23 protein-coding genes are annotated in these 24,882 nt (G+C 69.2%); 6 read left to right on the top strand and 17 right to left on the bottom strand.

Going from position 1 to position 24,882, the window contains the following annotated elements:
- Nucleotides 1-82: 82 nt before the first annotated feature.
- Both CFP71_RS07330 and CFP71_RS07335 read left to right on the top strand, forming a co-directional pair.
- On the top strand, nt 83-1,231 hold the full coding sequence (locus CFP71_RS07330; protein WP_093933061.1) for a helix-turn-helix domain-containing protein: 1,149 nt from the start codon (nt 83-85) through the stop codon (nt 1,229-1,231).
- Nucleotides 1,228-2,364, top strand: coding sequence for a PucR family transcriptional regulator (locus CFP71_RS07335; RefSeq protein ID WP_093933062.1), 1,137 nt, complete (start codon nt 1,228-1,230; stop codon nt 2,362-2,364). Before CFP71_RS07330 ends, CFP71_RS07335 begins: the two co-directional genes overlap by 4 nt.
- Before the next feature lie 68 nt (nt 2,365-2,432).
- On the opposite strand, the gene CFP71_RS07340 is transcribed toward CFP71_RS07335, so the two are convergent.
- Nucleotides 2,433-3,248, bottom strand: a complete 816-nt coding sequence (locus CFP71_RS07340; protein WP_093933063.1) for a serine hydrolase — start codon at nt 3,246-3,248, stop codon at nt 2,433-2,435.
- A 254-nt stretch (nt 3,249-3,502) separates the two neighbouring features.
- Here CFP71_RS07340 and CFP71_RS07345 point away from each other — a divergent pair, with 254 nt between their 5' ends.
- Nucleotides 3,503-4,537, top strand: a complete 1,035-nt coding sequence (locus CFP71_RS07345) for a helix-turn-helix domain-containing protein (protein WP_093933085.1) — start codon at nt 3,503-3,505, stop codon at nt 4,535-4,537.
- On the opposite strand, the gene CFP71_RS07350 is transcribed toward CFP71_RS07345, so the two are convergent.
- The 5 genes from CFP71_RS07350 to CFP71_RS07370 all read right to left on the bottom strand — a co-directional run bounded on the left by CFP71_RS07350 (nt 4,500) and on the right by CFP71_RS07370 (nt 11,182).
- Nucleotides 4,500-8,513, bottom strand: a complete 4,014-nt coding sequence (locus tag CFP71_RS07350; protein WP_093933064.1) for a S8 family peptidase — start codon at nt 8,511-8,513, stop codon at nt 4,500-4,502. The genes CFP71_RS07345 and CFP71_RS07350 overlap by 38 nt on opposite strands.
- Before the next feature lie 239 nt (nt 8,514-8,752).
- Nucleotides 8,753-9,382 (bottom strand): lamin tail domain-containing protein, encoded by a 630-nt coding sequence (locus CFP71_RS07355; RefSeq protein ID WP_244199592.1) that lies wholly within the window; start codon nt 9,380-9,382, stop codon nt 8,753-8,755.
- A gap of 130 nt (nt 9,383-9,512) precedes the next feature.
- The gene (locus CFP71_RS07360) at nt 9,513-9,821 is read right to left on the bottom strand and encodes a helix-turn-helix domain-containing protein (protein WP_093933065.1); all 309 of its coding nucleotides are present in this window, start codon (nt 9,819-9,821) and stop codon (nt 9,513-9,515) included.
- Nucleotides 9,822-9,879: 58 nt separating this feature from the next.
- Nucleotides 9,880-10,380, bottom strand: coding sequence for a lamin tail domain-containing protein (locus CFP71_RS07365; RefSeq protein WP_093933066.1), 501 nt, complete (start codon nt 10,378-10,380; stop codon nt 9,880-9,882).
- A 100-nt stretch (nt 10,381-10,480) separates the two neighbouring features.
- Entirely contained in the window at nt 10,481-11,182 is a 702-nt protein-coding gene (locus tag CFP71_RS07370; RefSeq protein ID WP_093933067.1) for a response regulator transcription factor, read from the bottom strand.
- Between the two features lie 772 nt (nt 11,183-11,954).
- On the opposite strand from CFP71_RS07370, the gene CFP71_RS07375 reads away from it, so the two are divergent.
- Together CFP71_RS07375 and CFP71_RS07380 are read left to right on the top strand one after the other, a co-directional pair.
- Nucleotides 11,955-12,371: a DUF6892 domain-containing protein gene (locus tag CFP71_RS07375; protein ID WP_093933068.1), complete on the top strand. Its 417-nt coding sequence runs from the start codon at nt 11,955-11,957 to the stop codon at nt 12,369-12,371.
- A gap of 95 nt (nt 12,372-12,466) precedes the next feature.
- Nucleotides 12,467-13,021, top strand: a complete 555-nt coding sequence (locus tag CFP71_RS07380; protein WP_093933069.1) for an RDD family protein — start codon at nt 12,467-12,469, stop codon at nt 13,019-13,021.
- A 102-nt stretch (nt 13,022-13,123) separates the two neighbouring features.
- On the opposite strand, the gene CFP71_RS07385 is transcribed toward CFP71_RS07380, so the two are convergent.
- The 3 genes from CFP71_RS07385 to CFP71_RS07395 form a co-directional block, all read right to left on the bottom strand.
- Nucleotides 13,124-14,065 (bottom strand): NsdA family TPR-like regulatory protein, encoded by a 942-nt coding sequence (locus CFP71_RS07385; RefSeq protein ID WP_143267046.1) that lies wholly within the window; start codon nt 14,063-14,065, stop codon nt 13,124-13,126.
- 125 nt (nt 14,066-14,190) lie between these two features.
- Nucleotides 14,191-14,823, bottom strand: a complete 633-nt coding sequence (locus tag CFP71_RS07390) for a TMEM175 family protein (protein ID WP_093933071.1) — start codon at nt 14,821-14,823, stop codon at nt 14,191-14,193.
- 23 nt (nt 14,824-14,846) lie between these two features.
- Nucleotides 14,847-15,371, bottom strand: a complete 525-nt coding sequence (locus CFP71_RS07395) for a DUF6790 family protein (RefSeq protein WP_093933072.1) — start codon at nt 15,369-15,371, stop codon at nt 14,847-14,849.
- Between the two features lie 57 nt (nt 15,372-15,428).
- On the opposite strand from CFP71_RS07395, the gene CFP71_RS07400 reads away from it, so the two are divergent.
- Nucleotides 15,429-15,848 carry a MarR family winged helix-turn-helix transcriptional regulator gene (locus CFP71_RS07400; protein WP_093933087.1) on the top strand — a complete coding sequence of 140 codons (420 nt, stop codon included), beginning with the start codon at nt 15,429-15,431 and terminating at the stop codon, nt 15,846-15,848.
- A 17-nt stretch (nt 15,849-15,865) separates the two neighbouring features.
- Here the strand turns inward: CFP71_RS07400 and CFP71_RS07405 are convergent, their stop codons facing one another.
- From CFP71_RS07405 to CFP71_RS07440, 8 genes are all read right to left on the bottom strand, one after another.
- Nucleotides 15,866-17,500, bottom strand: coding sequence for an amidohydrolase (locus tag CFP71_RS07405; protein ID WP_093933073.1), 1,635 nt, complete (start codon nt 17,498-17,500; stop codon nt 15,866-15,868).
- Entirely contained in the window at nt 17,497-18,522 is a 1,026-nt protein-coding gene (locus CFP71_RS07410; protein WP_093933074.1) for an ABC transporter ATP-binding protein, read from the bottom strand. The genes CFP71_RS07405 and CFP71_RS07410 overlap by 4 nt, the downstream gene beginning before the upstream one ends.
- A complete protein-coding gene (locus CFP71_RS07415; protein WP_093933075.1) occupies nt 18,515-19,336 on the bottom strand; it encodes an ABC transporter permease in 822 nt (273 codons plus the stop codon). Before CFP71_RS07415 ends, CFP71_RS07410 begins: the two co-directional genes overlap by 8 nt.
- Nucleotides 19,326-20,186: an ABC transporter permease gene (locus tag CFP71_RS07420; protein ID WP_093933088.1), complete on the bottom strand. Its 861-nt coding sequence runs from the start codon at nt 20,184-20,186 to the stop codon at nt 19,326-19,328. The genes CFP71_RS07415 and CFP71_RS07420 overlap by 11 nt, the downstream gene beginning before the upstream one ends.
- A complete protein-coding gene (locus CFP71_RS07425; RefSeq protein ID WP_093933076.1) occupies nt 20,183-21,229 on the bottom strand; it encodes an extracellular solute-binding protein in 1,047 nt (348 codons plus the stop codon). Before CFP71_RS07425 ends, CFP71_RS07420 begins: the two co-directional genes overlap by 4 nt.
- Nucleotides 21,230-21,242: 13 nt before the next feature.
- Entirely contained in the window at nt 21,243-22,523 is a 1,281-nt protein-coding gene (locus tag CFP71_RS07430; RefSeq protein WP_093933077.1) for an aminotransferase family protein, read from the bottom strand.
- Nucleotides 22,524-22,550: 27 nt separating this feature from the next.
- Complete coding sequence (locus tag CFP71_RS07435) at nt 22,551-23,996, bottom strand: NAD-dependent succinate-semialdehyde dehydrogenase (protein ID WP_093933078.1); 1,446 nt, start codon at nt 23,994-23,996, stop codon at nt 22,551-22,553.
- 191 nt (nt 23,997-24,187) lie between these two features.
- Nucleotides 24,188-24,742: a TetR/AcrR family transcriptional regulator gene (locus CFP71_RS07440; RefSeq protein WP_093933079.1), complete on the bottom strand. Its 555-nt coding sequence runs from the start codon at nt 24,740-24,742 to the stop codon at nt 24,188-24,190.
- Nucleotides 24,743-24,882: the final 140 nt, after the last annotated feature.

Here is a 24,882-nt window from a genome sequence, read left to right on the forward strand (position 1 = left end):
TTTCCCCAACATTTTCGAGTGGGTCGCCGTCCAGAATGCGTTCCGCGACAAGAAGCCGCGGTACTCGGGGTCGGGGGACGGGATGGGTGACTTTTTCGCCGGTTGGCGTGACCGTGTCGACGCGAACAGCAGACGTGCGGTCGACCTCTACGTGCGGGAGCTGGCGGAGTTCCGCCGGATCGCGATAGCACCGAAAGCGCGGGCCGCGATGCTGGACTTCGCCGTGTTCCTCCGGCGGCGCACGATCGCGCTGGTCGCCGAGGGCCTGCCGTTCACGGACGCAGACCTGTCCTTCATCGCCGGGGTCGGGCGGGAGCGCGCCGCAAGCGGGGTCTCGTTCGCCGCGCAACGTGACGTGCTGCGGCTGCACCACTCGCTGATGTTGCGGGAGATGGACGAGACCGCCGGCCGGGACGATCTCGACGACGTGATGCGCACGCTCGCCTGGTGGCCGGCGCAGGGCCTGGCCGCACCTGCCGCGTACACCCGTGGCTATCTCTTCGGACAGGGCACGGTCCTGTCCGAAGTCGACCGCGTGCGGCAGCTGACGAGCCTGGTGGTCGCCGACGACCCCGCGGCGGCCGAGCTGGCCGGGATCCTGGCCGTAACCGTGCCCGACCGGCCCTTGGTCGTCGTCTGCCGGATGCCGGCCGGGCCGCCGGTGCCGGACGGCCGGACCCGGACGGAAGTGTCGGCGCACCTGCTGTCCCGGCAGCGGACACCACTGCGCTGGGAAGAGCCGGGGGAGTTCGTGGCGGTGGTCGCCGACGCGGCGGCCGCCGAGCGGATGGTTCGGGACTTCGTGGAGAGCACGGGGCTTCCGGCCGCGGCAGGGGCGAGCCAAGCGGCAAGAAACGGGCTGGCGGTGGCGTTCGCCAGTGCCCGGGAGATCAGCCGGGCGGCGCCGGTCCGCACTGCACCGGTGACCGTGCACCACCTGACCGATCTCTTCGCCGAGGTCGGGGCGGCCCGCCTGCCTCCGGTGGACGGCTGGTTGCGTGAGGTGTCCGGCCTGCTCGCCACCGGCCCGCGGTTGGTCGGCACCCTGGACGCCCTGTACCGCAACGACATGAGCCGGTCGCGGACGGCGGCGTCGCTGGACATCCACCCGAGGACCCTGGACTACCGGCTGCGCCGGGTGCGCGACCTCACCGGCCTCGATCCGGTGTCCGTACGCGGCGTCCGGATCCTGAGCGCGGTGGTGAACCGGGCGCTGACCGGTCCGCTATGAGCGATCTGTTGCGGCAGCTGAGAAGCCGGGCGCCCGCCAACGCCCGGCGAGTCGTCGACCTGTGCGTGGAAGAGCTCCCGGAGTACGCGGCTGCCGCCCGGGATTCACGCGAACACCAGGAAATGCTCGACTTCGCGGTGTTCACCCGGACGCGGACGGTGGAACTGGGCGCCGAGGACAGTCCGCTGACCACCGACGACCTCGCCGTGGTCGAGTCCATGGGCCGACGCCGAGGCGAGGAGGGCATGTCGTTCGAGACGGTGCGCCGTCTGCTCACCCTGCACACCACCGCGACACTCCGGGAGATCGGGGAGGCGTCCGGCCCCCGCGATCTGGACGCCGGGATGCGGTTGCTCGGCTGGCTGGGCCCGCAGGTGGCGGCGGCCCAACGGGCCTACACCCTCGGCTACACCACCGGTGCCCGGAGACACCTTCCGGTCGTGGCGCGCGTGCGCCAGTTCGCCGAGCTGGCGCTGAAGGACGACCCTGGCGCACCGGCGTTCGCGGACTCCTGTGGCCTCCGCCTGCCTGAACGCTATCTCGTGACGGTGGTTCGAACGGCGATCCCGCCCGCCATCCCGGACGACCTCGTGCACGCGGCGTGGGATCGCCACGGGATCCCGGCCACGTGGCGCGAACCGGACGAGTTCATCGCGCTCGTCCCGGCCGACCGGCGACAAGCGGCGAACGCCCTGATCCGGGAGGTCGCCGAGATCGCCGGGCAGCCATGTTCCGTCGGCGCCGCCACCGGTCCATCCGGGACACTCGGCGAAACGCTCTCGCTCGCCGAGCGGATCAGCAGAGTGACACCGGCCGAACAGTCGCCGGACCATCTCTACACCGTCACCGACACGCTGCTGGAGCTGAGCGCGGCGGAACTACCGGAGATCGGCCGGTGGTTGCACGACCTCGCCCGGCTGATCGCCGGCGGCCCCGACTTGGTCGGCACGCTGAGTGCCTTTTACCGCAACGACATGAGCCGGTCGCGGACAGCGGCGTCGCTGAACATCCACCCGCGGACCCTGGACTTCCGGTTACGCCGGACCCGGGAACTGACCGGGATCGACCCCGCCACCACGCACGGCATCCGGGTGCTCAGCACCGTCGTTTCGCGCGCTGTCGCCGGGATGTGAGTGGCGGGCGACCCGGATTTCTCCGGGTCGCCCGCCGAATCGGGCCGCAGGTGCCCGACGTGGTGCGATCAGCCCTTGAAGTATCCCTTGAACAGGATTTCGCTGATCCTGGTCGTGGTCTCTTGACCGGTTTCGTAGCCGTTCCGGATGACCTTGGTGTTGTTCATCAGCGCGAGGGTGTACCGCTCGTGCGGCCCGACGAAACCGACGGAATTCATGATCCAGGAGCCGTCGTCGTTGTCGTCGGACCAGCCGTCCTTGTTGCCCGGCCGCGCGGCGGCGCCGGCACCCCAGACTCCCCATTGCTGGTTGACGTCGACGGTGCGCATCTCGCGGACGATGTAGTCGCGGTGGTGCCGGGGCAGCTTCGTCAGGACGTAGCCGATCAGCCGGTCCAGGTCGTTCGCGGTGGTCAGGATCCAGCCCCAGTGGTGCGGGTGCTGGTCGGTGAACCGCATGTCGGTCATGCCGTACGACGGGAACCGCTTGGCGAACTCGGCCTCCCCGCCGTACCGGGTCCACAGGGTGTGGGCGGCGGCGTCGTCGCTGGAGTTGAGCATCCGGTGGATCAGGTCACGGTCTTCGGCGGTCAGCCGGACGGCCCCGGAATCGTTGCGCAGCAACAGGTCCACGACCATGGCCAGCTTCGGGGTGGAACACGCCCAGATGAGGGCCCCGGCGGCCGCGCTCCGGTAGACGGCGCCGGTCCACCGGTCGCGGACGACGATCCCGGTGTCACCGGGCCTGCTGTCGGCGTACGCCTGGGCGCGTGCGATGCGTACCTGGAGTTCCCGGTCGAAGCGGGACGCCGCACCGGCCGGCGAGGCGGGTGTCAACGCGAGTACCGCCAGCATCGCGGTCAGGATGACGGAAAGTCTTTTCATGTGTTCCCCAGGTTTCGGTATCGGTACCTCTTCGAGCCTGAAGGCGTTCGCGGGTACCGGAGGTTGTCACGACCCGGCGAACAGTGACGGCGGTCACAAAGTCGACTGATCGGCCGAGTGCTCTCGTGACCAAGGTCCCCGGCAGGATCGGAGGAGACCGGTCGGCGCCCAGGGGCGGGGCGAGGTACCTTTTGCCCGCCCAAATCCAGCGGTAAGGTCGTGAGAAAGCGACCGCGGCTGCGGTGGGAGAGAAATTGCTGGACATCATCGGTCTGAGCGAAATAGATGTCGAGGTCTACGATGCTTTCGCCGGCACCGGCTCGATGACCCTCGCCGAAATCCGGCAGCGAACCGGGTTGCCCAAACAGCAGCTTCTCCGGGTACTGCGCGCGCTGACCGAAAAACGTTTACTCGCCAAGCTTCCCGGCCCGGCGGAGGCGTATTCGGCGGTGCGACCGGAGATCGCTCTGGAGGCGCTGCTCCGGCAGAAGGAGCAGGAACTCGCGAGTGCGCGGCTGATCGCCGACAGGTTACGCGAGCGATACCGGGGGACGTCCGGTGAACGCCCGGTCGATCTCATCGAGGTGATCCACGGGAACGCGCTCATCGCCGACAGGGCCGATCAGCTGCTGCGCTCGGCCGAGCAAGAGGTCGATTTCGTCGACAAACCGCCCTACGCGCAGACACCGGGTGTGCTTCACCCCGCCGAACGCGATCTCCTCGACCGGGGTGTGCGGTTCCGCGGGGTTTACGAACGCAGCGCGCTGGAATTGCACGATCTTTCGTCCGACCTCGAAGCGGGTCTCGCCCTCGGCGAAGAGGCTCGTGTGGTCACCACGGCGCCGCTGAAGATGATCGTCGTCGACCAGCGAATCGGATTGGTGCCGCTGCGTTCCGATCTTCCCGAGGTCGGCACGGCACTGGTGATCCATCCGTGCGCGCTGCTCGACGCGCTCAGCGCTGTCTTCACTTTCCTTTGGCAGAGCGGGCTTCCGCTGTACCTGCCCGGTTCGGTCGAGCAGGCGGGCGCCGCCGCTTCCGACGACGCCCGCCTGCTCGCCTTGCTCACCACCGGGTTGCCCGACCGGAGCATCGCCAAGCAACTCGGCATGAGCTACCGGACGTTCCAGCGGCGCCTGCGCGATCTCATGACCTCTCTCGGCGCGACCACCCGGTTCCAGGCCGGGCTCCAGGTCGCCACGCGGGGCTGGGTCACCTTGCCGGGGACCCAGCACTCGCGTGAGGAGAGTGTCAGCGAGCGAGCGGGCTCGTCTTCGCCACATCCGTGAGCGCGTAGGCCCGCTGGACCGTCTGCGTCACCGTGTTGCCCGAACTGTCCCGTGCGTCCGAGCGCAGCCAGACGAAGCCGTCGGTCGCCGCGAGTCGTGGGTGATCCACCGTCACCGACCACAGCCCGGTCCCGTTCGGCCGGGCGGTCGCCGCCGTCCAGGTGCGCCCGCCGTCCGTCGAGGACGAGACCTTCAGCTGCGTCACCGGACCACCGCCGCGTGCGCCGCTGTGCGAGCCGGCGAACACGTCGAAGGTGTACGGACGCCCCGCCGGTGCGCGGCCGCCGAGATCCAGCGGCAGCCGTTGGTCGAGCTGGATGAGCGGCTGGAAGGAACACGCATTGCCGGAGGCGTAGCAAGAGAATCCGGCCGGTGGCGTGGCGTTGGAGCGTGCCGAGGCGAACGTCCACGACGTGTCGGTCCGTGGGGCGTTCTGGAACAGCGCTGCGCTCGGAGCTCCGATCTGCGCCTGGCCGGGCATCACGTCGGTCACGTCCAGCCGGTAGGTGGCGGGGGTCGGTGCGAGCCGGAACTCCGGGGCGAGTGCGAACGGATCGTCCAAATTGGACCGTGGGATCTCGGTCCCGTCCCGGTACAGCCGTGCCGTGGTCGCCGCGAAGTACCGCGCGTTCTCATAGGGATTCGAGTAGTGTCCGCCCGAACCGGCACCGGCCGTTCCGTCCATCCACTGCAACCCGGGGACGAACAGATCGGGATCCATGCCGCCCCGGCACATCGAGCACAGCACCGTCCAGCCGTTGGCCGTCGCCGGGTAGCGAGCCGGATGATCGGACGGCAGTTCCACCGTGCCGCTGTGCATCGGTGCGCGGAACCAGTACTCCTCCGGCCTCGACCGTTCGCCCGCGCGGTAGATGTTCTGCGCGTTCATGCTCAGCGCGGCGCGACGGCCCGCGGCGTCGGTGCCGGAAAGGGTGACGACCCGTTTCCAGACCAGCCGATCGTTCGCCGGTCCCGTGTACTCGGTCCAGGTGCCCGGAACCGGGATCTTCGTACCCTGCACCGCCTGCGTCTTCCACAGGCCGGTCGGGAAGGCGTACCAGTTCTTCTGCCCGGTCAGCCCCGGTTTCTCGGCCTGATAACCGGTCTTCGTGGCGACCAGCGAATTCTTGTCGACACGCCGGACGAGATCCTTCGGCACCCCGTTGGGGTCGAGGTAACTGAGGTTGTACAGCACGTCAGGAGCCGCGCGCACCAGCAAGCGCACCGAAACCGCGCCCGCGGTCCGCAGCGCCTCGCCTTCGTCCCAGCCGAGGGACAAGGTCGGCATCGCCGCGCTGCTGAGACCCGGAACGCTTAGTGAACCCGGTGAACCGGCGTAGGGGATCATCGCCGCCGCACCCGCGCCTGCCACCGCGCGGGCCGCGTTCGCGATACCGGTGGAGACCGCGCTCACCGGGTCCGGTGACCCGGCGGGAACCGGGATCCTCACCAGGACGGCCTTCCCGCGGACGTCGAGACCGGCGAGATCACTCGCGCCACCCGCGCCGCCGAACACGACCGGCAGGGTTCGTTCACCGGGTGACTTCGCCGTCAACGTCGGCACGTCGTACGCGGGATTCAGCACCTTCGAGCCGCCGCCGACGACCTGCATCTCGACCGCGGTCTGGGTCAGCGTCGCACTGTCCTGCAACGAAATCGCCCCTGCCGAAGTTGCCGCCGCGGGTGTCACGCGCACCTCCCAGCCGCCTCCGCCGGACAGTCCGGCTTCGCCGACGTAACCGTTGACGCCCGCTCCGCCGGGGATCACGCGCCTCAGCATCACCGTGCGGTCCCGCAGGTCCGTGGGAGTGGGGGTGACCAGCCCCACCGGTACGGCGCTCGCCGCGTTCAACGCGATCTCGGCCGGGGCCGAGACGGCGACCTGCGTCGAGCTCATCGCCGACCAGCGGCGCACGGCCAGCCCGCGCTCCATCGCCCAGCCCAGCGCCGAATAGCGCCCGGCGGGAACGAGCACCCGGCCGACTCCGTCGACCAAGCCGATCTGCTGGTTGACCTGGTCGAGGAACGGGTCGTTGCGGTTGCCCGCGCCGGCCGTGTCGTCGATCAGCTGGGCCGACGCGACCTGAGCCGGGCCACCCGCGGAATCCCGTACCCGGATCGTCACCGGGAACAGCTCGGCCGCGTTGTAGATGCTCACGGGCGTCCGCACGGAGCCGGTCCCGTCCGCGGTCGTGGCCACCACGGCGCCGCCGTAGACGCCCGCCACCCCTTCGCTCGGGTTCACCGAGAGGTCGACGGTGGTGCTCGACTTCGGCGGGATCGAGAGGTTCGTCTTCGCCAGGCGCATCCCGGTACCAGGCTTGGCCACGCCGTCCCAGGGCTGCACGGTGAGGTTCAAGTTCAGGTTCAGCGGCTGGTCCCCGGAGTTGGTGTAGGACAGCTGCCGGACGACCTGTGCCGCGCTGTTCGTCGTCCGCTCGTTACGGCCGAAGCTCGCGACGGCGGTGCCGGTCGTCTTCTGCGAGACGGCCCGTGCGACGTCGAGAAGACCGGCTCCCTGCTCGTACCAGCGGAGGCCGACGTCCTTGGCCGTGGTGACGAGCGTGTTCTTCAGCGCCTGCCCGGTCAGTCCTGGTTGCTGCTGCAGCAGGATCGCCGCGGCACCCGCGACGTGCGGAGTCGCCATCGAAGTGCCCGACGCCGCGGTGTAGTTGTCGTCGACCGGTTCGCCCATCGCCGTGTCCGCGGCCCGGGCGGCGACGATCCCGACGCCCGGCGCGGTGATCTCCGGCTTGACCGAGGCGTCCCGCAGCCGCGGGCCGCGGCTGCTGAACCACGCGATCTTGTTGTCCCTGTCGACCGCGCCGACCGTGAGCGCGGACGTCGCCGCCCCCGGGGTCGTGACGGTCCGGTCGCCCGGCCCGGAGTTCCCGGACGCGACCACGAACAACGCGCCGGACTTGGCCGAAAGCGTGTCGATCTGTTCGCTCAACGGGTCGGCTCCATCGGTGACGCCGGCGCCGAGGCTGAGGTTCACGACCTTGGCGCCCTGTGCGACGACCCAGTCGATCCCGGCCATGACCTGTGCCGTGTCACCCTCACCGGAGGCGTCGAAAACCTTGGCCACCACCAGTTTCGCGTCCGGTGCGACACCCTTGTACCGGCCGCCCGACGCCGCGCCGGTACCGGCGATGATCGACGCGACGTGGGTGCCATGGCCATGGCGGTCCACCGCGTCGCCTTCCCCGCTGAAGTCGGCCGAGACGGTCGTCTTGCCTGCCAGGTCGGGGTGTTTCTCGTCGATCCCGGTGTCGACCACCGCGACCGTGGACCCCTTGCCGGTCCACCCGCTCTTCCACGCCGACGGCGCACCGACCTGCGCGGTGCTCTTGTCCAGCGCCACCCGGACCTTCCTGTCCAGCCGGACCTGTGAGATCCCTTGGTTCAGAACGGGTTTCCCGCCCGGGTCGAACGCGACGAGCGAACGCCAGAAGTCGCCCGTCCCCGCCTTCTTGACCTGTACTCCGACGCCGTTGGCGGTGACCAGCGGGGTGAGCCGCTGGGTTTGCGGGAGGCTCTTCGCCTTCGCGTCGAGCGACTGGGCGGACAGGCCCGCTCGGTCGCCGTAGCGCACGATGACGGGGATCGTGGTGCTCGCCGCGTCGTCACGCCGGTCTCCGACGAGCGTGGTGACGTTGAACAGCTCCGGGCCGAGCAATCCCTTGCCGATGAACGGAAGCGCGTCCGACGGATACACCATCAGGCCATCGGCCGTGCTCGTGATCTGGAACGCCGGGGCAGGCCGGTCCGGCCGCACGGCCGGTTCGACCTGCGCGGTGTCATGTCCGGCGCCGTCCCGTTCGTAAGTCACGACGTCGCCGGTGAGCAACGTGACGCGATGGACGTCCGGCTGTCCGGCGACAGGCGCGGGTTCCGGTCCGGCGGCTGTCGCGGCGTTCGCGGTCACCTGTAGCGGGGAGAGGGCGACCAGTGCGGAGGCCGCCAGAATCGCCACCGGGTTTCTGGGGTGTCTCGTCAGATGAGGGGATCGGAGGAACATCGAGCCTCACTCTCCTCGGATAGTGAGAAGCGGCCGTGGTCACGGCCGCCGCGAAGATGGAGTTTCCCGAGGATGAGGCAGGAGTTCCCGGAATGACATGTTTCTCGCTGGCGGTAAGTCGCCGTTGGCGAGATACCGCCATGGAAAGGCCCGGACCGCCGACGGCGGCCCGGGCCCGGTCTAGAGGGGTCGGCTCACTGACCCGCGCTGCGCAGCTGCAGCGAGAAGTCCTGCCGGTTGTTGTCGGTGTCGGTGCTCAGGATGTTCCGGGTGTTCGACGCGTTGAGCTGGTCGGTGGTGGCGTTCTCCGGAATCGCGGCCTGGCCTTCACGAGCGGGAAGGACCGCGTTGCTGAAGGCGACACCGTCGAGCTTCGTGCCGGCCAGGTTCTGCACCGTGACGCCACCGGTGGTCGGGATGCCTTCGACGCTCGCCAGCGTGAACGGGACGACGTTCGTCTGGTCGGCGATGGTGCCGGAGAAGTTCTGCCCGACGAGCACCACGTACTGGCCGGCGGTGCCCTTCGGCTGCAGAATCGTGCCCGCCGGCATGACGATCGTGTCGGTCAGGATGCCCGCCGGCGAGTAGATGCGGACCAGGTAGCCGCTGATGTCCTGCGGCTGGCTCGAGATGTTGCGCAGTTCGATGAACTCGTCGAGCTGGCCGTTCAGGCCGCGGGTCGAGACCTCGTTGACGACCACGGTGGACGAGACGAGCGGCGCGACCTCGGTGCCCTCGGTCTCACCGGCCGCGTTCGCGACACCGCCCGCCATACCCATCGCCAACATCGCGAATACCGCCGAAGCGCCCAGAATTCGTCGCACGGGATTTTCCTTTCAACTCTTTTGTCGGGGGATTTCGCCGGACCGGAATCTGTCGCTTCCGTGCCGACCTGACAATCATCCGATGGCGGGGGTCTGGTCGGGAAGGGGCCAGTTTTCCGGTACTTTCCCGTCATTCGATAATTGTCCACCGGCGCTCGGGTGAGTCTTTCCTTCGCCGTCTTCTCGCGACCGCGGCCGCGAGTTCGAGCTCGCGACTGGACGTGTCCAGCACGTCGCCGAGCCATTGCCGCCAGTACGGACCGGGAATGCGTTTTCCGCGCTCCCAGCGAGAAACCTCTTCCCGGGTGACGCTGTCGTTTCCGGAGAGGGTATGCAATCTCGCGACCAGGTCACACTGTGACCAGCCTTTCGCGATTCTTTGTTCAGTGAGAAGTTCGCACAGCGGGGTCGCGTCCCCGCGGTTGCTGTTCGCGGTCACGACCGCACCTTTCTGGTACTCGCGAGCGGATTTGAAACCGGACTGGCGAACGGGGCTCTCAGTCGATCGGGAGTATGCAGCCGAAGTCGGTCTTGTTGTTGTCCGTGTCGCGGCTGACGGCATCCCTCGCCTGGGCGAAACCGGGGCAGGAGACGGCGGCCTGGTTCTCGCGGCAGGGAGACGACGGCGCCCATCCGACGCTGTCGATCCGGGCTCCGCGCCGGTCCAGGAGCATCTCACCGTCCCCGACGATCGCCTCGACGACCAGCTGCTGCACTGTTCCGCCGAAGCCCTGTCCGGTGATGAGGAAGTGTTCACCGGCGGGGATCTCGGTCCCGGCCGGCATGGTGGCCAATTCGACGGGCGCCGCCGCGCCCGTGCACGCTTGAACGGACCAGCCGCCGATGTCGATCGTGGCGGCGCCGGTGTTGTGCAGGTCGATGTAGCCCGCCGGGCCGCCGAGTACTTCATGGATCTTGACCGACGAAGCCCGGACGGTATCCGGAGCAGGGGTTCCGGCGAGTACGAAGATCAGGAGCAGGGAACCTGGCATCGTCATGACTGCAACGCTAGAAAAACGATCTCGGCGCCACAGGATACGGCGGGTACCGAACCTGATCGGGTCTTGGTACTTCCGGTACGCCGCTCACCCGGCCGGCCTAGCCCCGGTACCCGGCAAGGCGGTCCGCGATGTACAACTCGCGTTCGTGCGTGCTCTCCAGCTGTGGCGGCGGGCCGCCGCCCGGCCGGAAACGCAGTGCCCGGAACAGGTCCCGCCTGCTGCCGAAGCCCAGCTTCTGGAGGATCCGGCTGACGTAGTTCTTCACCGTCTGCGTCGCGAGGTGCAGCTCTTCGGCGATCTCGTCGTTCGACCACCGGTAGAGGATCAGCGCGAGGATCTCCTCCTCCCGCCTGGTCATCACACTCGCGTACTGCACGGCTTCGGCGACCGCCGGCGGGGTTCCACCGGCTTGCAGGCACACACGCTGCCCGGCGAGGGTGGAGCGTACCGCCGACATCACCTGGCCGCGGCTGGCCGACTTGTGCACGAAGCTGTCCGCGCCCGCGTTCAGCGCCGTGGCGATGGCCGCGGGGGAGGCGTCACCGGCGAAGACCAGGACGGCCGAGTGCTCGAAGTGTTCCTTGACGAACCGGCAGATCGCGGTCCCGGCGGGCTCACCCCAGATCGACAGCTCGGTTATGACCATGTCGGGATGGCTTTTTTCGCACTGCCACAACGCTTCCGGCTCGCTCGCGGCTTCGGTCACCGCCTCCACCCCTGCCGAATCCCGCAGCAGCCTGCTGAGCGCGTATCTGATGAGGGGCTGATCGTCTACTACGAGCGTGGTGACGCGGTTCATGGTTCCCCTTGGGGTATTTGACGGGTGCCCGGCGTGGCCCCGGGCCGTGCGGTCTGCCCGGGCCGGGCGGCGCCCGCATTCGCCGAGAACAGGGTCGCTCGCTCGGGCGATCCGTCGAACCGACCGCCGCGGCGACGTCGGTACTCATTTTTTCGTCGAATCCTCTTTCGTCGCGGTCCGGCATGGATCTTCTCGCTTCTTGTCGTGGGAGAGGACCAGCAATCGGGTGACAAGGGAGAAATGCCGCCAGGCGAGGAGGCCGGATTTGGGCCGGACGGCGGAACGGGGACAGATCGCGAACGCGTCGTCCCGGCCATGGGGAAAGCCACCGGTGTCGTACTGTCAAGGTCCCTCCGGGGGAAGGACGATCCGATGAACGGTCTTCATCCGATACTCACGCGTCGTGAACCGGCGTTCGGCATATCCGTTCACGCCCGTTCACCGTACCGGCTTGGTTCTTCTCGTTGAAAAACCCGGCCTGATCGAATTCCGTGATCTCGTCCGATATCGTTATCGGAAAGTGCGTATCATGGCCGACCGTGCATTTACTGCACTCGGTCGGCCGAGTGTGATCGCGCGGTCGGAGCCACCACGCCGTCAGAACGGCACCGGGAAGCAGGTGGAGTCCACAGAGGACGCCCGGCCGGAGTCCGGGTCTCGTCCTCGCGGGTGAGTGTCAGTCGCGCCGCCGCGACCGGTGAGCAGGACGTGCGGCGCCCCGAACTCGCGGGTTCTCGATGTGGCCGGACTCCGTCGTCTATAAGGTCCGGGTATGAACCAGTCGATCTCTTTCACCGACCGCAACTTCAAGCTCTCCGTCGTTCAAGAGCTGATGTACAACCAGGACCTGCTTCCGCGGTTCACCCTGCGGGAGTACGCCGCCGAGCAGGGCTTCACCTACGACGGCGGAAGCGTCGAGGCGGTGCCTGAGGCCTTGGCCTACTTCGAGGCGCTCGAAGTCCCTGTCGAGCTCGCGGAGAAGATCACCGAGATCGAGATGGACGGCGGCAACGAGATCTACCTGGAGATCGCGCCGAACTGGGACGGCGAGGACGGGCTCTTCGACGTCGACGAGTTCGCCGACGTGCGGCACTTCCCCAACCTGAAGTCGATGACGCTGCTCTACACGGGCAACGACGAGGCGCTGGAAACGTTGCGCGCACGGGGTATCGAGGCGGACTGGCTCTGATCGGATTCCGGTGCGTCAAGGGGCCGAACGGACCACAGTGTGCGCAGGGCGTCTCGGGTACGTTCGCGGGAACGTATCCGACGGGGGAGTGGATCATGACCGTCCAGGGCCGGTCGCCGGTCCGGCACGGCAGTGCCAAGGACCGGGCTGAGCAGGTGTTCGGTCCGCGAACCGCCAAGCGGGTGGCGACCTTCGGCGACGGAATGTCCTATGTGGAGGCCGGCTTCTGGGCGCAGTCTTTCGCTTGGCTGGTCGATTTCGTCGTGTTCGTACTCGGCGTGGGAGTGGGCGTCATCGTCCTGGCGCTCGTGGATCTGTCGGTGAACCTCGACAACGGGGTGATCGCCCTGGCCGTCCTGGCGATCCTGTTCGTGGTGCCGTTGCTGTACGGCCTGTGTTTCGGCAACGGTCGCGCGCTCGGCGCGGTGCTCACCGGCACCAGGCTCACGCGCGTCGCGGACGGCGGCCGGATCGGCAAGAAGGCACCTTGGGCGATGCTGATCAGGACGGTGCTGATGCCGCTGCTCCTCGTCGCCGTGCTCGCGGCCGCGTTCACCGGAGGCGGTACGGCGCCGGGTGGCTCGCTGGTCAGGGTCAGCGTCGACGTCCGCGCCACCAGGCGGCTCCGTGAGGCGGGCATCACCCGGTGAGCGGCGAGCAGTTCGGTGGCAGCGCGGCGACGTGGTGATCGAAGCTGCGAACGAGACAAGACGCGTGACCGCGAGCGCTACGGCGTCACGCCCGGATAGTCGCTACGCCGCGGTTCGGAGATCCGCGATCCTGTCGGCCAGATCGCGCGCGTCGGCGTTGGCCCGGCGTAGGTGCGCCTGCGCCCACAGCGGGCGCAGGCGGTCCGTGAGGCGGGCGGAGTTCAAACTCGCCGCACCGGCGAGCACCGAGTCGGCCACCTCCACCGAACGATCGGCGTCGCCGTCGACGAGGTGGCTCGTGGCCAGCATCGTCAGGCAGAACGCCTTGCTGCGCGCCATCTCGCGCGGATAAGACGCGACGACGTCGGTCAGCTCGCAGATCGCCGCGCCTGCGTGGGAGGGATCCGCGGTGGCGGCGAGTTCGTTGTGCACCGTCCCGGCCATCGCCATGAGGTCGGTCTCGCCGAAGAACGCCGCATATGGCGGGACGTCGGCCGGGTCGGCTGCGTCGAACGCCGCCCGCGCTCGGCTCAGCCGGCGGATCGCTTGCCCGCTGTCACCGAGGTGCGCGTACGCCCAGGCCATGTTCGCGCGCAGCACACTCAGCATCAGCGGCGAACCGCCGGACTCGGCGGCTCGCTCGCCGCGCCGGAACGCGCCGAGCGCCGCGCGGGATCGGCCGTGGTGCAGGAACACCCGTCCCTTGCGGTAGCAGATGTTCGACACCAGTACGTCGTCTTCGGCCGCGCTCGCCAGGGACAGCGCGCCGTCGAACGCGGCGTGCGCGAGATCGGCGCGGCCCGCGTCGAAAGCGGTCCACCCCACCAGGTTCGTCAGATCCGCCAGCGCGGTGCACAACCGCCGCCGCACGGAATCGCCGCAGTCCCTGGCAAGCAGTCGCGATGCCGAAATCCGGTGGGCCGCCACGGCGTCCGCGCACCGGCCACCGCCGTAGCGGTAGTCCAGCGCCCGGAACCTGCTCGTGTCGGCTTCGACCTGCCGTACGTCGTCGAGCCCGAGACGGGAATCGGTATCCGCGCGCATGACGCTCACCTCGATATTCGGGCGGCCCACTCGGGTTTGCTCCACGATGACGTATCCCTCGGACCTGCTTCGAGGGTCGAAAGTCCCATCCGGCCGGTCAAAACACACCAATCTCGCGGCATCGGTCAGGCTCCGGGCGGTCTGCGGTCCTGGACCCGGCGAGCGACGGCGAGTGCGATCGGTGCCGCGAGCCAGCACAGGTAGGCGCCGGTGCCGCCGGTCAGGAACGCCACGGGAATGGAGATCCCGAACACCGCGGTCAGGCAGACGCTGCGCGTCAGGCTCTGGGCGAACACCCTGGGCGGGTCTTCGGTCCGGTAGAGGTGTTCGCGCCGGACCTCCCGGATGATCAGCGCGAACGACGCCGACGCCAGGACCTGCACCAGCGCGTAGAAGCCGAACCGGGGTGCGAACGCGCCGTCGGCGGTGAGCACCCGTGTCGCGAACGGCATCAGGACCTGCATGAACAGCCAGACCAGGTTGAGGCTGATCAGACGGCCGCCCAGTGAGCGAACGTAGGGGAAGATCTCGTGGTGGGCGCGCCAGTGGGCGGCGATCACCACGAAGCTGAGCGCGAAGGCGAGGTACTCCTTGCCGTGATCCGACACCGAGCTCAGCATGGCCTCGGTGGTGTCGCCGTGCGGGATCGGGAGTTCCAGTGCCAGCAAGGTGAGCGCGATCGCGATCACCGCGTCGGCGAAGATGGTGAGCCGCTCGGCGGCGGACTTCGCGATCGGGTCGTCGGTCTGGGGTTTCATGGTGAGAGCCGGCTTCCGTGGTCTCAGGCGGCGATTTCCGCGGCCGGTCGTGGGGCGGACTCGAATCGCCGGGACCGCACGGCCAGGATGATCATGACCGCCGGGAGCAGGATGTCGGTGACGAGGACCCCGCCGGTGTTGCCGGGGGCGTGGTCACCGTTGGCGAACCACTGGTAGACGTGGCCGATCACGGCTCCCCAGAGGAACATCCCGCCGGCGATGCCGATCGTGATGCGTTCCCGCGCGGACGCCGAGGCGGCCCGGAAGCCCAGGATGGCCATGCCGAGATTGGCGAAGGCGATCTCGAACATGAAGGGCGTCCGGTCGAAGCCGATCGCCGTGGCCATGACGTCCGGGAAGGCGAGGAAGGCGACCGTCATCCAGAGGCTGCCGCAGCCGAAGGCGCCGATGGCCCACCAGCGCTGCCAGATCTCGAGCCGTTCGCGTGGGGACGCGGCGTGGCGGGCCCGGATGGCGGCGCCGATGGCGGGCACCACGACCCAGACCAGGGGGAAGGCGGATTGGGCGAGGTATGAGAGGTTGTCCATGCCTCCAGTCTTAACTAGTTAATATTAACCTGTCAACACTCTGGTATGGTGAGGCTCGTGGACGACGGACTCGCAGACTTGCTGCACCGCGTGGTCATGCTGATGGGCGAGGCGACCCGGAGGCGTACCGATGACCTCGACGGGCTGACCTACAGCCAGATACGCCTTCTTGGCACGCTGGAGGAGGTCGAACCGGCGACGCAGCATCGGCTCGCGCAGGCGCTGTCGGTGTCCGATCCGGCGATCAGCCGGGCCTTGCGGCCACTCGAAGCGGACGGCCTGGTGCGGATCGACGTCGACCCCGACCACGCGCGGCGACGGCTGGTCCGCCTCACCGAAACCGGCCGGAAAGCCTTCCACGCCGCCGGGAAGCCGCTCTACGACGAGTTCCGCGCGGCGCTGGTCGCGGCAGGCTTCCCTTACGAGCGCTACCTCGAAGACACCCTCCGGCTGGCGGAGATCCTCACCCCCGACTGAGTCACGTACGCGGCGAATCAGTCCACTTCGGACACGACGCGGCCGCCGAGCACGGTGAGCACCGAACGGGCATCGAGCAAGTCCCGCCCAGCCGCGGTCAGCGGATCGCGGTCGAAGACGGCCAGATCGGCCAGCCGGCCGGGCGCCAGCGTCCCCTTGCGGCCTTCGGCGTGTTCCAGCCACGCCGGGCCGGTCGTCCACAGCCGCAGCGCTTCCTCCCGGTCGAGCCGTTGCTCCGGCGAGAGCAGGGAGAACGGGTTGGGTCCCGGCTCGCCCGTGAAGGTGGCGACCCCGCGGCGCCAGTCGGGTTCGGTCACCGGGGCGTCCGAGCTGTCCGCGACCACCACGCCGTGGTCGAGCAGCGTCCGGGCGGGGAAGGCCTCACGCCAGCGGTCCTCACCCACGATCCTGACCATCGACGGGCCGCTGAACGTCCGCATGAGCGAGCTGGTGATCACGCCGGTCCCGGTCCGGGCCAGGCGTTCGTGCACTTCCGGCGACAGGAACGTGCCGTGGATGAGCACGTGCCGCGCGTCCGGCCACGGGTCGGCGGCCTCGGCTGCCTCGATGGCGTCGACGACGGCATCGGCCGCCCGATCCCCGGTCACGTGGACCTGCACGCGGACCCGGCGCCGCTGGGCCACGGCGATCAGTTCGTGCAGCTCCCGCACCTGCTCCGGATCACCGGTCCCGGCCGTGACGAGACCTCCGTGCCCGCCGCCGGGATACGGCCGGTGCATCCAGGCCGTGCAATGCGTCGGGACGCCGTCGGCGAACAGTTTGATCCCGCCGACGCGCAGCAGATCGTCCCCGGCACCCAGGTCCGTACTGTCGAGCGCCCGGGCGAGGTCGGCCGCGGAAGTCGTGGGAGACGGCCAATTCCAGTGCAGCAGCGCGGTCACCCGCAGCGTCATCCGGCCCGCCGCGCGCAGATCCCGGTAGTCCTGCCACAGCCCGGGCGGGACGATCGGGTCGGTGACGCTGGTGACGCCGAGCCGGTTCAGCCGGGCCATCGTGCGCGCGGTCGCGTCCAGCCGTTCGTCCCGGCTCGGCTGGGGTAGCAGCCCGGCCACGAGTTCCTGCGCGCTCTCCACGAGGATCCCGGTCGGTTCCCCGGCGGTGTCCCGGAGGATCTCGCCCGCCGCCGGATCCGGTGTCCCCGCGGTGATCCCGGCCCGCTCCAGCGCGGCGCTGTTGACCCAGATCGAATGGGACGACGCGTGATGCAGCACCGTGGGCCGGTTCCCGGTCACCTCATCGAGCCAGGCCCGCGACGGCTCGGCGCGGCCGTCCGCGAACTCGGCGATGGTGGTCTCACGCCAGCCGCGGCCGACGATCCATTCACCCGGCGGCGCGGACCCGAGCGCCCGGCGAACCTCGGCGAGGGAGGCCGCGGCGGCGAGGTTCACGCAGAACTCCGGCCCGGACGAGGCGTACCAGGCCAGATGCAGATGCGCGTCGTTGATCCCCGGCAGGACGGCGCGTCCCCGCAGGTCGACCGACGGCGTGCCGGGAGCGGCCGCGGCGGAGACCGTTTCGTCGTCCCCGACGGCGACGACGCGCCCGCCGGAAAGCAGGATCGCCGTGGCGTTCCCGAATTCGGCGTCGAAGGTGCGCACGAGACCGCCGCGCAGGAGCAGATCGGAAGTCATACCGCCGCCCTCTCCCCGGCCGGGACGGCCGCCTGATGGTCCGGATGCCAGGCCACGACGACGTCTTCACCGGGACGGTGTCCGTGTGCCGTGCCCGCGGACAGCACCGCGCAGCCGCGCGCGCCGTCGGCGTACCGCAGCCAGATCCGGCTGTGGTCGCCCACGTAGACGATGTCGGTGACCTGGGCGCTGACCCGCTGGTGCCCGGGCGGGACCGGTTCGGCGCGGGTGTACAACCTCAGCCGCTCCGGCCGGACGATCGTGACCTCGCCGGGCGTGAGGGACAGGGCGTTGGACTCGCCGACGAACTGCGCGACGAACAACGTTTCCGGGCGCTCGTAAAGATCCTCCGGCGTGCCGACCTGTTCGATCCGGCCCTCGTTGAACACCGCGATCCGGTCGGACAGGGTGAGCGCCTCCTGCTGGTCGTGGGTGACGAACAGGAACGTCATCCCCAGCTCGCGGTGCATCCGGGCGATCTCGCGCTGCAACTGGTCGCGCAGCTTCTTGTCCAGCGCGCCCAGCGGCTCGTCCATCAGCAGCGCCCGTGGCTGGTAGACCACGGCGCGGGCCAGCGCGACCCGCTGCTGCTGACCGCCGGAAAGCTGACGGGGCAAGCGATCCCGGACCGCGGACAAACCGACCAGTTCCAGTACCTCGGTGACGCGGCGGTCGATCTCCGCCTTCGGCCGCTTGCGCTGGGCGAGCCCGAACGCGACGTTGCGGGCGACCGACATGTGCGGGAACAGGGCGTACTGCTGGAACACCACCCCGAGATCCCGCCGGTGCGGTTTGAGCCGCGAGATCTCCTGCCCGTCCAGGGTGATCGAACCCGCGGTGAGCGGGGTGAAGCCGGCGATCATCGACAGCATCGTCGTCTTGCCGGAGCCCGACGGTCCCAGGAAGGTCATGAACTCGCCGTCGGCGATGTGCAGCGAGACGTCGTCCACGGCGGGACGCCCGATGCCCGCGTACGCCTTGGTCACGTGCGCGGTGGTGATACCGCGGTGGTCGTCAGTCATGGTGGCTCCGTCGGCGCAGGAACAGGGGCACGAACAGCAGGATCGTGGTGAACACGACGATCAGGCTCGACGCCGCGGCGATGGTGGGGTCGATCTCCAGGACGATCGACTCGTACATCTTCACCGGCAAGGTCTTGATGGCGGGGGTTTGCAGGAAGAGGGCGACCACGACCTCGTCGAAGGAGGTCGCGAAGGCGAACACGAAGCCCGACATCACGCCGGGAGCGATACTCGGCAGCACGACCTTGCGCAGTGTCGTGAGTTTCGACGCGCCGAGACTCGCGGCGGCCTTCTCCACGACCGGGTCGTACCCGGCGAGGCTTGTCTGCACGGAGGTCAGCACGAACGGCACGCCCAGCACGGCGTGCGCCAGCACGAAACCGAGCATGGTCCCGTTGAGCTGCCACCGCAGGAAGGCCCCGTAGACGGCGACCGCGACGACGATCCCCGGCAGGATCATCGGCGCCATCAGCAGCTGCCGCACGACGCCCCGGCCGCGGAACCGCGCGCGGTCGAGACCGAACGCGGCCGCCACCCCGACGACCGTCGCGAGCACCGCCGCCAGCAGGCCGACCTGGACCGAGTTGGCCAGCGCGGCGAGCCACTGCTTGCTGCCGAAGAACTCGCCGTACCAGCGCCACGACCAGTCGTCCGGCGGGAACTGGAACGTCGAACCGGCGCCGAAACTCATCGGGATCACCACGAGGGTGGGCGCGACGAGCACGAACCCGACGATGACGACCCACACGCGCAATCCCCAGCCGAGCGTCCGCTGCCGGAGCGCGGCCCTCGTGATGGACGGATCACTGGCCACGGTCGGCACCTCCCGCCACACTGGTGCCCAGCGGCGCGGCGACCCGGCTGAGCACGGCCAGCACCACGAGCGTGACGACCAGCAGGATCGCCCCGAGCGCCCCGGCCCCGGCGAAGTCCAGCAAGTCGTTGACCTGGGTGCCGATCACCTGGGCGGCCAGCGCCTGCTGCGGCGTGCCGAGCAGCGCCGGGGTGATGTAGAAGCCCAGCGACATGATGAACACCACCGACACCCCGGCCAGGACGCCTGGCATCGACAAGGGCAGATACACCCGCAGGAAGGCGACAGGACGGGACGCGCCGAGGCTGCCGGCGGCGTGGAGCAGGCTCCGGTCGATCCCGGACATCGAACTGTGCAGCGGCAGCACCATGAACGGCAGCATCACCTGCACCATCGCGACGGTCACCCCGGCCACCGAGCCCAGGAGCACCACCCCGTCGACGCCGAGCGCGGCGAGCGCCTTCTCGATCACCCCACCCCGCTGTTCGAGGACGTACCAGGCGAAGTTGCGGGCCATCACGCTCGTCCAGAACGGCATCAGGACCAGCAGCGTCAGCACCGTGCGGCCCCGGCGCCCGACCAGCGTCATCGCGTAGGCGTACGGGTAGGCGACGATCAGCGTGGTGACGGTGATGATCGACGCGGTCCGCAAGGTCCGCAGCACCACCCGGATCTGCACCTCGTCCCCGAGCACGGCCAGGTAGTTGCCGACGCCGAAATCGGGCTCGGTGAAGCTGCGCCAGAGGATCGCGGCGAGCGGGTAGAAGAAGAACACGAGCACCACGGCCGCGGCGGGCAGCAGCAGCCAGGTCGCGGAACCGGTCCGCCGTGCGGTTCTGACGGTGGTCATCCGGTCCTCCAGTCCGACCAGGCCTTGACGAGCGCCGTCCGGTTCGCCGCCCACCAGCGCACGTCGCTGAGGACGCGCAGGTTTTCCTTTTCGTCGCCCCAGATGTCGAGCTCTCGCCCGATCGGGGTGTTCGGTGCCGGTGCGGCGGTGTTCGCCGGTCCGACGCCCGCGGCGGCCGCGAAGGCAGCCGCCTGCGCCGGTTCCGAGGCGAACCGGATCAACCGTTTGGCTTCCTCCGCCCGCGGTGTCCCCTTCGGCACGACGAGCACGTCCCAGGTCACCGGGACGGGAATGCCGGGCACCACCTTCCAGTTCGTCGCGCCCGCTTTCAGCAGCGAGAACGCGCGGGCGCTGACGATGAGCGCCATGTCCGCCTGCCCGCCCGCCATGCGCTGCTGCTGGTCGCCGTAGGTGCTGGTGATGGTGAGTTCCGGCCGGATGCGGTCGTACATCGACAGCGCGCGGCGGACGTCGAGCGGATAGAGCTTGTCCCGCGGGACACCGTCGGCGAGCAGGGCGGCCTCGATCGTCCCGACACTCGGGTCGCCGCCGTAGATGATCCGCCGTCCGGGAAACGCCCGGAGATCGAAGAAGTCGGCCATTGTGGACGGTGGATCGGCCCCGTAGGCCTTGGTGTCGTACATCAGCATCATGCCGAAGAAGGCGTCCGGCACACCGCAGTCGGTCAGCGATCCTTTCGGGAAGCCGGCTGCCAGCGGCCCCATGTCGACGGGCTCCAGGAGACTGCCGCAGACCGCGGCGGCCGCGGAGGCGTCGGTGTCCACGACGTCCCAGGTGACTTTGCCCGCCTCGACCATCGCCTTCAGCTTGGCGTTGCTCGACGGGCCGTCGATCGTGACCGTGGTCCCGGTCCGCTTCTCGTACGGGTCGAGCCATGCCGAACGCTGACCCGCCTGGTACGCGCCCTGGCCGTAGGAGACGAACACGAGCGAATTCGGGCCGCCTTCGGAAACGGCGCATCCGGTGACGAACAGGGGGACGGCCAGCGCGGCGGACAACAGCGTCGGTATCCGGCGTCTCATGGGGTTTCTCCGCTCAGCTCGCGGCGGCCGCGACGTGGCGGCACAGCACGTCGGCCAGGGTGTCGATCTGCTCCTCGGTGATGACCAGCGGCGGGGACAGCACGATGCTGGTGCCGGAGGCGCGGACCACGACGCCATCCGCGCGGCAGCCGGACTGCACCGACGCGGTCGGCACGTCCGTGAACTCGATGCCGAGCATCAATCCGACCCCGCGGACTTCGCGCACGTGGTCCAGCTCGGTGAGCGGGTCGAGCCGCGCACGCAGGCGGGCGCCGAGCACACGGGCGCGTTCGAGGAGGTTCTCCCGTTCGATGATGTCGATGTTCGCCAGCGCGACCGCCGCGCCGACGGGGTGGCCGTTGTAGGTGAAACCGTGCAGGAACGTGGCCCCGTCGGCGAGGTCGAGCACCCGGCGGCCGATCAGCACCGCGCCCATCGGGACGTAGCCGCTGGTGATGCCCTTCGCGGTGACGATCATGTCCGGCTCGATACCGAAGTGATGACTGCCGAACCAGTGCCCCGTCCGGCCGAAAGCGGTCACGATCTCGTCGACGATCAGCAGGATCCCGTTGCGGCGCAACACTTCCTGCACGCGCGGCCAGTACCCGTCCGGCGGTGGCACCATCCCGCCGACCCCCAGCACCGGTTCGCCGATGAACGCGGCGATGCGGTGCGCGCCGATCTCGGCGATGCGCTGTTCCAGCTCCGCGACGAGCACGTCGGCCGCGTCCGGTCCGTGCTCGATGGCGTGGGGCTTGCCCAGCCATTCCACGTCCGGCAGAAGCGGGCCGAATCCGGCGCGCAGGCCCTCGATCCCGGTCGCGGCGAGCGAAGCGCCGCCCATGCCGTGGTAGCCGCCGGTCCGGGCCAGCACCACGGTCCGCTCCGGGGAACCGGCGTGGTGGAAGGCGAGGCGGGCGAGCTTGATCGCCGTCTCGTTGCCCTCCGAACCGCCGTTGGTGAAGAACACGCGTTCCAGCCCGGCGGGGGCGAGCGACAGCAGCCGCTCGGCGAGACGGATCGACGGTGCGTTCGAGTAGTCACCGAAGGACGAGTAGAACTCCAGACGGCGGATCTGCTCGGCGGCGACGTCGGCGAGTTCGGTCCGGCCGTGACCGACCGGGCACTGCCACAGACCGCAGGTGCCGTCGACGTACTGCCGGCCTTCGGTGTCCCACAGCAGCGCGCCTTCACCGCGGTCGAGGATGAGCGGTTCGGCCGGGGCACCGATCGTGGTGTGCGGATGCACGAGGGTGCGCCGGTCGAGGGCGGCGAGTTCGGAGGTGCTGGTCATGGAAGTCCTTTCTCTGCCCGGGCGCGCTCAGAACCGCAGCGCCACGGCTTTCGTCTCGGTGTAGGACTCGATTCCTTCGGCGCCGCCTTCGCGTTCCTGGCCGGAGTTCTTCTGGCCGCCGAAAGGCAGCTCCGGGCGTACCGGGGCCGGATCGTTGACCCCGATCACGCCGAAGTCCAGCCGGTCGAGCGCCCGCCAGACGCGGCGCAGGTCGCTGCCGAACAGGTAGGCGGCCAGCCCGTAGTCGGTGGCGTTGGCCAGGTCGATCGCCTCGTCGTCGCCGGTGAACGTGGCGACGGCCAGCACCGGGCCGAACGTCTCCTCGTGGCTGACGAGCATGTCCGCGGTGACGCCGGTCAGCACCGTGGGCTCGAAGAAGTGACCGCGCAGCGCCGGGTCGCCGGACTCCCAGCGGCTCCCGCCGACCAGGATCCGGGCGCCCTTGGCCACCGCGTCGGCGACCTGGTTCTCGACCTTCGCGAGCCCGGCTTCGTCGATCAGAGGACCGACTTTGGTGCCCTCGACGTCTCCGCGTCCGAGCCGTAGCGCGGCCGTCTTCTTCTCGATCAGGGCGAGCAGGTCGTCCCGCACGCTCTCGTGGACGTAAAGCCGGTTCACCGCCGTGCAGCTCTGGCCCGCGTTGAAGAACTTCGCGGTGACCACGCCGGTGGCGGCCGCTTCGAGGTCGGCGTCGGCGAAGACGATCGCGGGGGAGTGCCCGCCCATTTCGAGCGACGTCCGGCGAAGCGTGTCGCCGGTCTGCCGCAGCAGGCCCAGGCCGACCTCGGTCGAACCGGTGAAGCTGACCTTGCGCAGCCTGCGATCGGCCAGCAGCGCTCCCACGAGCTCCGCGGGCCGGGTCGTCGTCAGGGATTGCAGCACGCCCGCGGGGAGGCCGGTCGCCTGCACGATGCCGAGCAGCGCGGTGGCGATGAGGGGCGTCTGTTCGGCCGGTTTGGCGATGACCGGGCAACCGGCGGCCAGGGCGAGCCCGACCTTGCGCAGCAGCATGCTCGCCGGGAAGTTCCACGGCGTGATCGCGAGGACCGGCCCGACGGGGGAGCGCAGCACCAGGCCGGGGCCCGCCGCGGAGGCGGGGGTGACCCGGCCGTAGGCGCGCCGGCCCTCTTCCGCGGCCCACTCCAGCATCCGGGCGCCGCCCGCCAGTTCACCGGCGGCCTCCGCGAGGGGTTTGCCGTTCTCCCGGCTCAGCAACGACGCGAGTTCGCCCTGACGGGCGCGGATTTCCGCCGCCGCGGCGCGAAGGTGCCCGCTGCGGGTCTCCGCGTCGGTGTCCGCCCAGCCGCGGGCGGCGGCGGACGCGGCGTCGAGCGCGGCGAGAGCGTCGGCGGGTTCGGCGTCGGACGCCTGGCCGAGAACGTCGAGGCTCGCCGGGTCCACGACGTCGAACGTCGCCGGGGCGGAACGCCAGTGACCGTCGATCAGCAAGGTCGCGGCAGCGGTGTCGGGCATCGGATGAGCCTTTCGCTTCGGGGATGCGCCGAGTCTGACCCCCGAGTGTTGATTAAGTCAACACCCAATGCGTTCCGATGATCCTTAATGGACAGTGCGTAGTTGTTGTCCTGCAACGAAAAAAAGGCAGTACCGTGGACCGGTGTCACGCTGGGGCGCGTGTCATCGGGCCGCGGTACTGCCTTTTCGTTCTAGTGGACTTCCGATCGATGCCTCGCCACTACGGCGTGCAGTGCTCCGAGCGCGGGGCCGGGGTCGACGTCCGGATCCGCGACCTGGTGCAGGAACATCCCGTCGAGGGCGTAGAAGACCAGTTGCGCGAAGCCGTCGTCCGCTCCCAGTTCTTTGCCGACCGCGTCGAGATAGCCGCGGTAGAGCCGCCGGAGCACCGGGCGCAACTCCGGGCGCCGCGCCGATTCCACGACCAGCTGATACTGGAAGACCTGGATCTCCGCGCTGTCCCGGTACCGTTTCCGGATCTCCTCGCCGTCGGCGAACACTCCGGTGCGGGCGCCGATCAAACCGTTCTCCGCGCTTTCTTCGAGCACCCAGTCCAAAGAGGACTGGAGGAGATCGTCGATCGACGAGAAGTGGTGCTGTACCGCGCCTGTGGTGCAGCCTGCCGCCCTGGCGGCCGCGCGATAGGTGAGACCGCGAAGTCCCTCCCGCGCCACGACTTCGACCGCCGCGCGCTGGAGTGCCCGCTTCATGCCCGAAGCGTCGTCCTGTGTCTCGGACCGGCTCATCCGGAACCTCCCTGCGTCAGGAGGCTACATTACAGATGTAATGTCGGCTAGTGCCGGTGGTTTGCCAAGTGCTCGCTACCGGAAGCGCCAGCAGTCACAGCAGCAACCTTGCCGGGGTAGCTGAAGTACATGAAGGCCCC

This window comes from Amycolatopsis thailandensis, assembly GCF_002234405.1.
Taxonomy (GTDB): domain Bacteria; phylum Actinomycetota; class Actinomycetes; order Mycobacteriales; family Pseudonocardiaceae; genus Amycolatopsis; species Amycolatopsis thailandensis.

What these genes read in the sequence shown, in the direction of transcription:
- CFP71_RS07330 (WP_093933061.1), top strand. Translation starts at nt 83, where the DNA reads ATGGGTGACTTTTTCGCCGGTTGGCGTGACCGTGTCGACGCGAACAGC.
- CFP71_RS07335 (WP_093933062.1), top strand. Translation starts at nt 1,228, where the DNA reads ATGAGCGATCTGTTGCGGCAGCTGAGAAGCCGGGCGCCCGCCAACGCC.
- CFP71_RS07340 (WP_093933063.1), bottom strand. Translation starts at nt 3,248, where the DNA reads ATGAAAAGACTTTCCGTCATCCTGACCGCGATGCTGGCGGTACTCGCG.
- CFP71_RS07365 (WP_093933066.1), bottom strand. Translation starts at nt 10,380, where the DNA reads ATGACGATGCCAGGTTCCCTGCTCCTGATCTTCGTACTCGCCGGAACC.
- CFP71_RS07370 (WP_093933067.1), bottom strand. Translation starts at nt 11,182, where the DNA reads ATGAACCGCGTCACCACGCTCGTAGTAGACGATCAGCCCCTCATCAGA.
- CFP71_RS07375 (WP_093933068.1), top strand. Translation starts at nt 11,955, where the DNA reads ATGAACCAGTCGATCTCTTTCACCGACCGCAACTTCAAGCTCTCCGTC.
- CFP71_RS07380 (WP_093933069.1), top strand. Translation starts at nt 12,467, where the DNA reads ATGACCGTCCAGGGCCGGTCGCCGGTCCGGCACGGCAGTGCCAAGGAC.
- CFP71_RS07385 (WP_143267046.1), bottom strand. Translation starts at nt 14,065, where the DNA reads ATGCGCGCGGATACCGATTCCCGTCTCGGGCTCGACGACGTACGGCAG.
- CFP71_RS07390 (WP_093933071.1), bottom strand. Translation starts at nt 14,823, where the DNA reads ATGAAACCCCAGACCGACGACCCGATCGCGAAGTCCGCCGCCGAGCGG.
- CFP71_RS07395 (WP_093933072.1), bottom strand. Translation starts at nt 15,371, where the DNA reads ATGGACAACCTCTCATACCTCGCCCAATCCGCCTTCCCCCTGGTCTGG.
- CFP71_RS07405 (WP_093933073.1), bottom strand. Translation starts at nt 17,500, where the DNA reads ATGACTTCCGATCTGCTCCTGCGCGGCGGTCTCGTGCGCACCTTCGAC.
- CFP71_RS07410 (WP_093933074.1), bottom strand. Translation starts at nt 18,522, where the DNA reads ATGACTGACGACCACCGCGGTATCACCACCGCGCACGTGACCAAGGCG.
- CFP71_RS07420 (WP_093933088.1), bottom strand. Translation starts at nt 20,186, where the DNA reads ATGACCACCGTCAGAACCGCACGGCGGACCGGTTCCGCGACCTGGCTG.
- CFP71_RS07425 (WP_093933076.1), bottom strand. Translation starts at nt 21,229, where the DNA reads ATGAGACGCCGGATACCGACGCTGTTGTCCGCCGCGCTGGCCGTCCCC.
- CFP71_RS07430 (WP_093933077.1), bottom strand. Translation starts at nt 22,523, where the DNA reads ATGACCAGCACCTCCGAACTCGCCGCCCTCGACCGGCGCACCCTCGTG.
- CFP71_RS07435 (WP_093933078.1), bottom strand. Translation starts at nt 23,996, where the DNA reads ATGCCCGACACCGCTGCCGCGACCTTGCTGATCGACGGTCACTGGCGT.
- CFP71_RS07440 (WP_093933079.1), bottom strand. Translation starts at nt 24,742, where the DNA reads ATGAGCCGGTCCGAGACACAGGACGACGCTTCGGGCATGAAGCGGGCA.